Source organism: Chromobacterium sp., assembly GCF_041912965.1.
Classification (GTDB): domain Bacteria; phylum Pseudomonadota; class Gammaproteobacteria; order Burkholderiales; family Chromobacteriaceae; genus Chromobacterium; species Chromobacterium aquaticum.
On sequence record NZ_JAYSGF010000011.1, the window covers coordinates 14,902 to 26,813 of the forward strand.

An 11,912-nucleotide genomic window follows, 5' to 3' on the forward strand; every position below is an offset into this window, starting at 1 on the left:
TTACGGTGCGCTTTTTTGTCTTTGATCAAGACCCGATTTCCCGACTGCCTATATTTAACAGACTGCCATTTGGAGTTGAGCATGATTGAAGTCGAAGTACTGAACCAAATCGCGGCCAAGATAGACGACCTGGCCACCCGTGGCGCCGACATCCGGGGGTATCTTTGACTACGACGGTAAAAAAGACCGTCTGGAAGAAGTATCCCGCCTGACCGAAGACCCGGATATCTGGAATGACCCCAAGCGCGCCCAGGAACTGGGCCGCGAGCGCAAACAGCTGGAAGACGTGGTGCTGGTGATCGACGAGATCAGCGCCATGGTCGGCGATAGCGCCGAGCTGTTCGAAATGGGCCGCGCCGAAAACGACGACGACACCATCCTGGCCGTGCAGGCCGACCTGGAAACCGCCGAAGCCAAGCTCGCGCAGCTGGAATTCCGCCGGATGTTCCACGACCCGATGGACCCGAACAACTGCTTCCTGGACATCCAGGCCGGCGCCGGCGGCACCGAGGCCCAGGACTGGGCCGGCATGCTGCTGCGCATGTATATCCGCTACGCCGAACGCAAGGGCTTCAGCGTGGAAGTGCTGGAAGAGTCCGAAGGCGAAGTGGCCGGCATCACCAGCGCCACGCTGAAGATCAGCGGCGAATACGCCTATGGCCTGCTGCGCTCGGAAGTGGGCGTGCACCGCCTGGTGCGAGTGTCGCCGTTCGACTCCAACGCGCGTCGCCACACCTCCTTCTCCTCGGTCTTCGTCTATCCGGAAGTGGACGACAGCTTCGAGATCGACATCAATCCGGCCGATCTGCGCGTCGACACCTACCGCGCCTCCGGCGCTGGCGGTCAGCACATCAACAAGACCGACTCCGCCGTGCGCATCACCCACAATCCCACCGGGATCGTGGTGCAGTGCCAGAACGACCGCTCCCAGCACCGCAACCGCGACGAAGCGATGCAGATGCTGCGCGCCAAACTGTACGAGCTGGAACTGAAAAAGCGCAACGAGGCCAAGCAGGCGCTGGAAGACACCAAGACCGATGTGGGCTGGGGCCACCAGATCCGCTCCTACGTCTTCGACCAGTCCCGCATCAAGGACCTGCGCACCAGCTACGAAGTGGGCAATATCAAGGGCGTCATGGATGGCGACCTGGACGGCTTTATCGAAGCCAGCCTGAAACAGGGCGTTTGAACCTAAAACCCGCTTAACCCGGCCGCCGTCGCCCGCGCGGCGGCCAACAGCCATTGCATTGAACTACGGAGTGAACATGTCTGAACACGAGCAAGCATCGCCCAGCCAGGACGAAAACCAGATCATGGCGGAACGCCGCCAAAAGCTGAAGAGCATCCGCGAACAGCGCATCGCCTTCCCCAACGACTTCAAGCGCAGCCACTTCGCGCAAGTCCTGCAGGACGCGCACGCCGGCAAGGAAAAGGAAGCGCTGGAAGCCGAAAAGATCGAGGTTGCCGTCGCCGGCCGCATGATGTTGAAACGTGTGATGGGCAAGGCCAGCTTCGCCACGCTGCAAGACGGCAGCGGTCGCATCCAGGCCTATATCTCCAATGACGGCGTGGGCGAAGAACAGCACGGCGAGTTCAAGCACTGGGACCTGGGCGACATCGTCGCCATCAAGGGCGTGCTGTTCAAGACCAAGACCGGCGAACTGACGGTACAGGCCAGCGAAGTGCGCCTGCTGTCCAAGAACATCCGCCCGCTGCCGGAGAAATTCCACGGCATCACCGATCAGGAAACCAAGTACCGTCAGCGCTACGCCGACCTGATCATGAACGAGGACAGCCGCCAGACCTTCATCAAGCGCTCCAAGATCATCCAGAAGGTGCGCGACGTGATGGTGGGCGAAGGCTATCTGGAAGTGGAAACCCCGATGATGCACCCGATCCCGGGCGGCGCCGCGGCCAAGCCTTTCGTCACCCACCACAATGCGCTGGACATGCCCCTGTACCTGCGCATCGCGCCTGAGCTGTACCTGAAGCGCCTGGTGGTCGGCGGCCTGGAGCGTGTGTTCGAGATCAACCGCAACTTCCGCAACGAGGGGATGAGCACGCGCCACAACCCCGAGTTCACCATGATCGAATTCTACGAGGCCTACAGCGACTACCAGCGCATGATGGAGATGACCGAAACCATCATCCGCGAATGCGCGCTGGTGTCCTGCGGCTCCACCACCGTCAGCTATCAAGGCAAGGAAGTGGACCTGGGCAAGCCCTTCGATCGCTTCACCATCGTCGGCGCGATCAAGCACTACAACCCGCAATACAGCGACGAGCAACTGGACGACGCGGCCTGGGTGGCCGGCGAGATCAAGCGCCTGGGCGGCAAGCTGCCGCCGGCGCCTGGCCTGGGCAGCCTGCAACTGGCGCTGTTTGAAGAGTGCGCCGAAAGCCTGCTGTGGAACCCGACCTTCATCATCGACTACCCGGTGGAAGTGTCGCCGCTGGCGCGCGGTTCCGACAGCAAGCCGGGCCTGACCGAGCGCTTCGAACTGTTCATCGTCGGCCGCGAGCACGCCAACGGCTACTCCGAGTTGAACGATCCGGAAGACCAGGCCGCGCGCTTCCTGTCCCAGGTGGCGCAGAAGGACGCCGGCGACGACGAAGCGATGCACTACGACGCCGACTACATCCGCGCGATGGAATACGGCCTGCCGCCGACCGGCGGCTGCGGCATCGGCATCGACCGCCTGGTGATGCTGCTGACCGACGCGCCGTCCATCCGCGACGTCATTCTGTTCCCGCAAATGCGTCCGGAATAAGCGCCTAAAGCCTCCGGCACGATAAAGCCGCCCGCCTTTCGGCGGGCGGCTTTATCTTTTCTCCCTCTGCCGTACCCTGCTTTTCAAACGCAGACAAGGACCTCGGCACGAGCTCTCGGCTACTCAGCCCCAAGCGGCTCCGGCCCGCGCGCAAAGCCCGCATGGTTGAGCTCGCTGAGCGCCACGTTCACATCAAAAATCCGGCCGCTCACCTCGGAAACGCCCAAGGCCTTCAGTCTGGCGCTGTGCATGCGCAGATAAGCTTGCGCCGTTTCTTCGCTGGCAAACAGATAGATGCCGCCAGCCTCTCGCCTATCCTGATTCTCCGTCCATATTTTCCAAATGAAACCGGGCTCCTGATTGATGGATGCCGCCAGCTCCCGCAACTGGCTGCTCATGGCCTCCCCGAAAGGTCCGGAGAAATCGAAGTGGACTTGCAGAAGTTTTTGCATGAAAGCGTTTCCTGTAGGACGTAAGAACCTGTTCATAGTCTGCTGCGCATCGGCGGGATGGATAGAAATGGGCGTTGAAACCGGCTTCGAAATGCTCATGTACCGTATGTACACTCCGCTTTCTCAGCCGTTTTCACCTTGTCTCACCTTAGAACCTGTTCAAAGTCTGCTGCGCTTCGGCGATACGGCGTTGAAACCAAGCTCAAAATGCTCATGTACCACGTGTACATTCCGCTTTTTCGCTCGTTTTCGCCTTGTCTCGCCCTTGCTCGCGAGACTTTGAACAGGCTCTTAGCTCGCGAGATCGTAAACAGGTTCTTAAGAGGTGTTTGAGACCTGGGCAGCGCGCCACCTCCTCAAACAGGGGAAATGCAGGGGCTCCTCCAATGGATCATCGGGCTTTTCGCTCTCGCGCGCCGTCAAGATCGGAAAGTTTTTGCGTTTGTTTGCAAAACCCCCTTTCCCGCCAACAATATACATAATTCATCTGTTGAAATTCGCGCATGCGCAATAGTGATGGACGATATTGGCAGTACAACACTCGCTTGTACTACAAAAGGACATTGCCATGAAACGCTTATTCGTCTTCGCTGCGCTCAGCGCCTCCGCCTGGCTCAGCGCCATGCCGGCCCAGGCCGGCGTATCCATCAGTGTCGGAGAGCCCGGCTTTTACGGCCAGCTGAATATCGGCGGCTTTCCGGTGCCGGAACTGATCTCGCCGCAGCCGGTGATCATCCAGCCCGCCCCCGTGGCCATCGCGCCGATCTATCTGCGCGTGCCGCCTGGGCATATCAAGCAATGGGGCCGCTACTGCGGCCGCTACAACGCCTGTGGCCGGCCGGTCTACTTCGTCCGCGACGACTGGTACCAACGGGTCTATGTGCCGCATTACCAGGACATCCACCGCGGCCATGAACATGAGCGCGATAAGGGCCGCGACAAGAACCACGACAAGGATCGCGATCACCGCGACTGGCATGACGAGCACGACCATGGCCACGACCATGAGCGGGATCGCCAGGACTGGCGGCGCGACCACTAAGAGCCGGTTCACGATCCGCTGCGCGTCGTCAGATGTGACGGGGTGAGCGCGTCTTCAACCGCAAGGCCTTGCCTCGCCCCATGATCGTGAACTCGCGCCCAACCCGGCGGCGGCCCCGTCTCTGCGGCGGGGCCTCGCGCGCTCAGCACTGCACCATGGCCATCACGGTTTCGGCATAGCGAAGCCCGCTGACCGCGTCCGGCGGAAACACCGCGTCGATAGCCGCCAACTCCGCCGGGCTCAGACTCAGCTCCAAAGCCCCCAGATTGTCATCCAGATTGCGCTGCCGGCGCGCGCCGGGTATCGCGACGATATGCTCGCCATGCGCCAGCACCCAGGCCAGCGCCAATTGCGCCGGGCTGCAGCCCTTGTCCGCGGCCAGCGCCTTCACCCTGTCCACCAGCGCCAGATTGCGCTGGAAATTGTCGCCCTGAAAGCGCGGGCTGCCGCGCCGGTAGTCATCGGCGTCGAAGTCGTCCGGGCTCCTGATCGCTCCGGTCAAGAAACCACGCCCCAGCGGGCTGTAAGCGACGAAACCGACACCCAGCTCCCGACACAAGGCCAGCGCCTGCTGCTCCGGGTCTCGTGTCCACAAGGAATACTCGCTTTGCAGCGCATGAATGGGATGGACCGCGTGCGCGCGGCGCAAGGTGTCGGGCGCGGCCTCGGACAGGCCCAGATAACGGACCTTGCCGGCGCGAACCAGCTCCGCCATCGCGCCCACGGTATCTTCTATCGGCACCTCTGGATCGACCCGGTGCTGGTAGTAGAGATCGATGACATCGACGCCCAGCCGCTTGAGACTGCCTTCGCAGCTGCTGCGCACGTATTCCGGCCGGCCGTTGACGCCACGTGCCGCCGGATTAACCGAGTCCATCACGATGCCGAACTTGGTCGCCAGCACCACCTCGCTACGGCGTGACTTCAGCAGCTGCGCCAGCAATTCCTCATTGCGGTAAGGGCCGTACATATCGGCGGTGTCCAGCAGATTGACGCCGCGATCCAGCGCGTGATTGAGCGTGCGCAGCGATTCGGCGTCGTCGTGCGCGCCGTAGAAAGCGCTCATGCCCATGCAGCCCAGGCCCAGCGCGGAAACGGAAGGGCCGTTACGGCCCAGCATGCGTTGCTTCATGTCAGTCATCCTTGGTGGTCGGAGAAGATGCCTGAAGCATAGACGCTTGCCTCCCACGGAAAAATGGGCTTAATCTGTATTCATTACGTAGAAAATCTTCATAATGAGCCAAGCCTCACTGCATGCCTTGCAAGCCTTCCGCCTGATCGCCCGGCACGGCAGCTTCACCCGCGCCGCCGCGCAGCTGGAGATCAGCGCTTCGGCGCTGAGCCAGACGCTGCGCCAACTGGAAGCGCAACTGGGCGTGCGCCTGTTGAACCGCACCACTCGCCGGGTGGGCCTGACCGAAGCCGGCCAGGCGCTGCTGGCACGGGTAACACCCTTGCTGGAACAACTGGACGGCGCGCTCGACGATGCGCGCCAATGGCAGGGCCAGGCCAGCGGCACGCTGAAACTGACGCTGCCTCACACCGCTGCCGCCCTGCTGCTGTATCCGCTATTGCCGGGCTTTATGCGCGCTTATCCGCAAGTGAAGCTGGAGCTGGATGTGAACAACAGCCTGGTGGATATCGTCGCCCACGGTCTGGACGCAGGGCTGCGTTTTGGCGAAAGCCTGCAGCAGGACATGCAGGCGGTAGCGGTCAGCCCGCCCATCCGCTTTTGCGTGGTGGCCAGCCCCGGTTATCTGCAAGCCAGGGGCGTTCCCGCCCATCCGGCCCAGCTGCAGCAGCATGACTGCCTGCGCTACCGTTTCTCCGGTAGCGGCCAGGTGTATCGTTGGCAGTTCGTCGAGGCCGGCCGGCCGCTGGAGGCGGCGGTGCAAGGACCGCTGACCGCCAACGACAGCCTGGCGGCGCTGCACGTCGCGCAGGCTGGACTGGGGCTGGCGTATCTGCCACAACCCATGGCCCAGCCCTATCTGGCGGATGGCCGCCTGAACGCGGTATTGGAGGAATGGATGCCTCCGGCTGAGGCGTTTTACCTGTATTACCCGCACCATCTGCATCAGCCGGCCAAGCTGCGGGTATTCATCGACTATCTGAGACAAGCCGCCGCGGCACAGCGCGGCGGATGAGGCGCATGGCGCGCGGCCGGCCTTATTCCTGCGGCAGCAGGCTGTCCTGTGCCAACAGTTTGACGAACTCGTCCGCCGGCAGCGGCCGGGCAATCAGATAGCCTTGCACGTATTCGCAGCCCTCGCGCTGCAGGAAGTGCCATTGCTCTATCGTCTCCACCCCTTCCGCCACCACTTTCATGTTCAGGTTCTTGGCCATATTGATGATGGCGCGGGCAATGGCGGTATCGTCGGCGTCGTGCGGAATGTCACGCACGAAGGAGCGGTCGATCTTCAGCTTGTCCGCCTTGAAACGCTTCAGATAGGACAAGCTGGAATAGCCGGTGCCGAAGTCGTCGATCGACAGCTTCAAGCCCATATTCTTCATATTGTCTATCGCCTGGATGGTGGCTTGCGCGTCTTCCATCACCACGCTTTCGGTCACCTCGATGTCCAGCGCATGGCCGGGCAAGCCATTGACGGCCAGCGCCGAGGTGATCTGATCCGCCAGGTCGGACTGGCGGAACTGCAGCGCGGACAGATTGATGGCCAGCGTCAGCTCCGGCAGGCCCTGGCTGCGCCAGGCCGCCAGTTGGCGCGTGGCCTCGCCTATCACCCAATTGCCGATCTGCACGATGAAGCCACGCTCCTCCGCCACCTCGATGAAGCGCACCGGCCCCAGCACGCCCAACGATGGATGGTTCCAGCGGATCAGCGCCTCCGCGCCGATGATGCGGCCGCTGGCCATTTCCACTTGCGGCTGGTAATGCAGCACGAATTCCTCGCGCTCCAGCGCGAAGCGCAGCTGGCTTTCAATCGCCAGGATTTCACGGGCGCGGGCATTGAGGTCGGCGGTGTAGAACTTGTAGCTGTTGCGACCGGAGGATTTGGCGTGATACATCGCCGCGTCGGCGTTGCGCACCAGGGTTTCGTAATCGCGGCCGTCGTCCGGGTAGACGCTGATGCCTATCGACGGCGTGATGGTGATCACATGGTTATGCAGCTCGATGGAGGCGGAGAAGGCATCGCGGATGCGCTCCGCCGCCAACGCCGCTTCGCCGGGATCTGAAATCACCGGCAACAATACGATGAATTCGTCGCCGCCCTGGCGCGCCAGCATCTCGCCCGGCCCCAATACCCCCTTAATGCGATCCGCCGCCACTTGCAGCAGGGTGTCGCCAGCGGTATGGCCCAGCGACTCGTTGACGGTCTTGAAGCGGTCCAGGTCCAGCAGCAGCAAGGCCAGCCGCTCATTATCGCGGCCGGCGTTGTGGATCGCCAGTTCCACCCGGTCCTGCATGTGCACGCGGTTGGGCAGGCTGGTCAGCACGTCGAAATGCGCGAGGAACTGGATGCGCTCGTCGGCGGCCTTGCGTTCGGTCAGGTCGCTGAAGATGGCCACGTAATGGGTGACTTCACCCAGGCTGTTGCGCACCGCGTTGATCGCCAGCCACTCGGGGAACACTTCGCCGTTCTTGCGGCGGTTCCACAATTCGCCTTGCCAGGAGCCGTGGTCGGCGATCGACTGCCACATCTGCTCATAGAACGGCTGGTCGTGACGGCCGGAGGACAAGACGCTGGTCTTCTGCCCCAATACCTCGTGCTGGGTATAGCCGGTGATTTCGGTGAAGGCGCGGTTGACGCTGCGGATGCGCTTGTCGGCATCGGTGATCATGATGCCTTCCACGGTGTTCTCGAACACCTTGGCCGCCAGTTGCACCCTCTCCTCCGCCGCGCGCTTCTCGGAGATGTCGCGCACCATGCGCCATACCGCGTTGATGCGTCCGAAGGCATCGCGCATCGCCACGGTCTTGACGCTGACCGGCACCGGATTGCCGAAGCGGTTGATGTAAGTGGCCTCGAACTCGTCGCAATAGCCGAAGCGCAGCACCTTGTTGTCCAGATTGAAGCGCTCCAGCGCCTCGCTCTCCTGTCCCACCAGGGTCCAGAAATTCTGTAGCTTGAGCTGGTCCAGGCTATAGCACATCAGATTGAGGAAGGCCGGATTGGCGTCTATCACCTGGCCGTCCAAGGAGCTGATCACGATGCCGTCGAGGTTGGACCAGAACAACTCGCGGTATTTGTTCTCGGAACGGCGCAGCGCGTCCTCCACCTCGCGGCGGCGGGAAATATCCGCCTCCAGCGCCAGGGTCTTGGCGCGCAACTCGTCCAGCAAGCGCTTGAGCTCGGCGCGCGTCCATTCCAGGTGTTTGCCCAGGTGGCCGATCTCATCGCGGCGCTGCCATTCAAATGGCCGGTCCAGCTTCAACTCCGCCAGCAGCCGCGCCTGCTCGGTCAGCGCCTTCATCGGGCTGAGGAAGCGCGAATGCAGAATGCTCATGATCAGCAGGATGGACAACACCAGCTGCGCCACCAGAATCATCAAGATGTTCTTGATCTGATTATTGAGCGCGATCGCGAGGTGTTCATTGTCGAATTCCAGCGTCACCTGGCCGATTTCCTCGCCGCGGTAAATCACCGGCTTTTCCACGAAGGACACGCTGCCGATGCGGCGCTCGGCGCGCACCGAGGACAGGAAGATCTGATTGGACTGGGTATCGGTGACGCGGATGGACACCACGCGGGCATCTTCCATCACCGAGGCGATCAGCGGATTGCCGGCCTGGCGGCTCAGGTTCCACAAGGGCTCCTGCATGCCCAGCGCCACGATGTCCAGCAAGCGCTTCTGGTCGGTTTCCAATTGCGCGGTCAGCGCGTCCCGTTGAATATTGAAGCTAAGATAGCTAATGATGGACGCGGGAATCAGCAAGCCCAGCACCACGGCGATGAGAAAGACAGCCCTGAGGGAAAGGCCGGTACTGGCTGTGGATTTATCGTCAGCGTGGTGTGCCATGTTTGCGTTTATTATCGCTCGCCATTAGCCGCAGGCAATTTGAGCCCATGCGTCAGTTGTTCATATTTTCAAAAGTATACACCGGATAATCACCGCAAAATGCTGGAATATTCACTAGTCATCGCGATGTCAAGCCCGGTTGAAACAAGCCTTGCGTCTGCCTTGCGCGACGGCTTGCATCATTGCCTTGCCATTAGCCTCGGCCTACAATCCACCACACTTCAAATCGCGCCAGGATTGCCCCATGTCCCAGTCCCGTTATGACAAAATTATCACCGCCCGCTGGATTATCACTGTAGAGAAAGATGGTGAAATCCTGGAAAACCACGCCATTGCTTTGAAGGATGGCAGGATTGCCGCGATTATTCCAGCTAACCAAGCCAGCGCGCTGGAAGCGGATCAGCGCGTGGACTTGCCCAATCATGTGCTGATGCCGGGCCTGATCAATCTGCATGGCCACTCCGCGATGACGCTGTTGCGCGGCATGGCCGACGACAAGGCGTTGATGGACTGGCTGACCAACCATATCTGGCCGGCCGAAGGCAAGCATGTGCGTGACGACTTCGTGTTCGACGGCGCGCTGCTGGCAATGGGGGAAATGATCCGCTGCGGCACCACCACCATCAATGATATGTACTTCTATCATGGCGCGATGGCGCGTGCCGGCCTGGCCTCCGGCATGCGTACCTTCGTCGGCTGTTCCATCCTGGAGTTCCCGACCAACTACGCCAGCAATGCCGACGACTACATCAGCAAATCGCTGGCCGAGCGCCGCCAGTTCCTGGGCGAGGAGCTGATCACCTTCACGCTGGCGCCGCACGCGCCCTATACCGTATCGGACGACACCTTCGCCAAGGTGGTAACGCTGGCGGAACAGGAAGACATGCTGATCCACTGCCACATCCACGAAACCGCGGACGAGGTCGGCAACAGCGTCAAGGAACACCATCAGCGCCCGCTGGCGCGCCTGCAGCAACTGGGCCTGCTGTCGCCACGGCTGGTGGCCGCCCACATGGTGCACCTGAACGATGAGGAAATCGAACTGGTGGCCAAGCATGGCGTATCGGTGGCGCATAACCCGTCGTCCAATATGAAGCTGGCCTCCGGCATCGCTCCCATTCCCAAGATGCTGCAAGCCGGCATCGCCGTGGGCATAGGCACCGACGGCGCCGCCTCCAACAACAAGCTGGACATGCTGGCGGAAACCCGCCTGGCTGCGCTGCTGGCCAAAGTGGGCACGCTGGACCCCACCTCGGTGCCGGCGGCCACCGCCATCCGCATGGCCACCCTCAACGGCGCGCGCGCGCTGGGCATCGACGACAAGGTCGGCTCCATCGTCGCCGGCAAGCAGGCGGACCTGATCGCCATCGATCTGTCCGCCATCGAAACCGCGCCGGCCTTCGACCCCATCTCCCACGTGGTGTACGCGGCAGGCCGCGAACAAGTCAGCCATGTCTGGGTCAAAGGCCAGGCCCTCTTGGAACAACGCCAACTCAAGACCCTGGACGAAGCCGCGCTCAAGGCGCGCGCCGAAGACTGGCGTCACCGCATCCTGGCTAAATAATCATGATCAATGTAGACGAAACCGAAATCGATAAATTCAGCCAGCTGGCGCACAAATGGTGGGATATGAGCGGCGAATTCAAGCCGCTGCATGAAATCAACCCGCTGCGTCTGGACTTCATCGACAGCCGCGCCGCCATCGCCGGCAAGCAAGTGCTGGACGTGGGCTGCGGCGGCGGCATCCTGGCGGAAAGCATGGCCGCGCGCGGCGCCGGCGTCACCGGCATCGATCTGGCCAAGAAGTCGCTGAAAGTGGCGCAATTGCACAGCCTGGAATCCGGCGTGACGGTGGATTACCGCTGTGTGGCGGTGGAAGAGCTGGCGGCGGAAGCGCCGGCCAGCTTCGACGTGGTCACCTGCATGGAAATGCTGGAACACGTGCCGGACCCGCAAAGCGTGGTGCGCAGCTGCGCCAGCCTGGTGAAGCCTGGCGGCTGGGTGTTCTTCTCCACCTTGAACCGCAACGCCAAATCCTACTTGCTGGCGGTGATAGGCGCCGAATACGTGCTGAACATGCTGCCGCGAGGCACCCATGAATATGCGCGCTTCCTCAAGCCCTCCGAATTGTCGCGCATGGCCCGCAACGCCGGCCTGGAACTGGAAACGGTCTGCGGCATGGGCTACAACCCGTTGACGCGCATCTACGCGCTGGGCGAGGACACTGACGTCAATTATCTGATGGCCTGCCGCCGCCCCGAATAAACCGCAAGAAAAAAGGCCTTCGCCAATGGCGAAGGCCTGAATCACACTCCCGGTTCCACACCGGACACAACCCGCTTGAGTTCGCGAATGCCGCGCCTGCTCCCAGCGCCCCGCCGGATGACCCGCTTGGCGGCGTGAACGGCTTACGCCTTTCATCACCTGCGAGCTGCTGTTCCAGCGCGGGCCAGCGCCTGCCGGCTCCGCAAGACGACGCCGCGAAAACCCGCCGCCGCCTTTTGCTTATTTGAGATAGCCCCTCTCGTGTCAGCCATTTAAAACAAGCGTTTTAATCGTATGATTGATATGATGAATGCGCAAGTAAAAACTTCCCGATGCCCGATATGTGCGGCAAGTTGACAACAGTTTGCGCCGAAGTTATTGATAATGTTTTGACTATAACAA

General features: G+C 61.5%; 9 protein-coding genes. 6 read left to right on the forward strand and 3 right to left on the reverse strand.

Annotated features, from left to right (window positions below; genetic code table 11):
• Nucleotides 1-84: 84 nt before the first annotated feature.
• A protein-coding gene (gene prfB, locus ACE3QM_RS07890) for a peptide chain release factor 2 (RefSeq protein WP_231463557.1) occupies nucleotides 85-1,189 on the forward strand; the annotation gives its coding sequence in 2 pieces (ribosomal slippage) (nucleotides 85-165 and nucleotides 167-1,189; 1,104 coding nt in all).
• Between the two features lie 76 nt (nucleotides 1,190-1,265).
• A complete protein-coding gene (gene lysS / locus ACE3QM_RS07895; protein WP_374421330.1) occupies nucleotides 1,266-2,771 on the forward strand; it encodes a lysine--tRNA ligase in 1,506 nt (501 codons plus the stop codon).
• A gap of 119 nt (nucleotides 2,772-2,890) precedes the next feature.
• Here the strand turns inward: lysS and ACE3QM_RS07900 are convergent, their stop codons facing one another.
• Complete coding sequence (locus ACE3QM_RS07900; RefSeq protein WP_374421331.1) at nucleotides 2,891-3,223, reverse strand: monooxygenase; 333 nt, start codon at nucleotides 3,221-3,223, stop codon at nucleotides 2,891-2,893.
• 568 nt (nucleotides 3,224-3,791) lie between these two features.
• On the opposite strand from ACE3QM_RS07900, the gene ACE3QM_RS07905 reads away from it, so the two are divergent.
• Complete coding sequence (locus tag ACE3QM_RS07905; protein WP_048411373.1) at nucleotides 3,792-4,265, forward strand: hypothetical protein; 474 nt, start codon at nucleotides 3,792-3,794, stop codon at nucleotides 4,263-4,265.
• 142 nt (nucleotides 4,266-4,407) lie between these two features.
• Here ACE3QM_RS07905 and ACE3QM_RS07910 read toward each other — a convergent pair whose 3' ends face one another.
• Nucleotides 4,408-5,397 (reverse strand): aldo/keto reductase, encoded by a 990-nt coding sequence (locus ACE3QM_RS07910; protein ID WP_374421332.1) that lies wholly within the window; start codon nucleotides 5,395-5,397, stop codon nucleotides 4,408-4,410.
• Between the two features lie 103 nt (nucleotides 5,398-5,500).
• On the opposite strand from ACE3QM_RS07910, the gene ACE3QM_RS07915 reads away from it, so the two are divergent.
• Nucleotides 5,501-6,412 carry a LysR family transcriptional regulator gene (locus ACE3QM_RS07915; RefSeq protein WP_231463544.1) on the forward strand — a complete coding sequence of 304 codons (912 nt, stop codon included), beginning with the start codon at nucleotides 5,501-5,503 and terminating at the stop codon, nucleotides 6,410-6,412.
• 22 nt (nucleotides 6,413-6,434) lie between these two features.
• Here the strand turns inward: ACE3QM_RS07915 and ACE3QM_RS07920 are convergent, their stop codons facing one another.
• Nucleotides 6,435-9,245 carry a bifunctional diguanylate cyclase/phosphodiesterase gene (locus ACE3QM_RS07920; protein WP_048411370.1) on the reverse strand — a complete coding sequence of 937 codons (2,811 nt, stop codon included), beginning with the start codon at nucleotides 9,243-9,245 and terminating at the stop codon, nucleotides 6,435-6,437.
• A 244-nt stretch (nucleotides 9,246-9,489) separates the two neighbouring features.
• Between ACE3QM_RS07920 and ACE3QM_RS07925 the strand changes: the two genes are divergently transcribed.
• Both ACE3QM_RS07925 and ubiG read left to right on the forward strand, forming a co-directional pair.
• The gene (locus ACE3QM_RS07925; RefSeq protein ID WP_048411369.1) at nucleotides 9,490-10,809 is read left to right on the forward strand and encodes a TRZ/ATZ family hydrolase; all 1,320 of its coding nucleotides are present in this window, start codon (nucleotides 9,490-9,492) and stop codon (nucleotides 10,807-10,809) included.
• A 2-nt stretch (nucleotides 10,810-10,811) separates the two neighbouring features.
• The gene (gene ubiG, locus ACE3QM_RS07930) at nucleotides 10,812-11,510 is read left to right on the forward strand and encodes a bifunctional 2-polyprenyl-6-hydroxyphenol methylase/3-demethylubiquinol 3-O-methyltransferase UbiG (protein WP_048411368.1); all 699 of its coding nucleotides are present in this window, start codon (nucleotides 10,812-10,814) and stop codon (nucleotides 11,508-11,510) included.
• The last annotated feature ends 402 nt before the right edge of the window (nucleotides 11,511-11,912 follow it).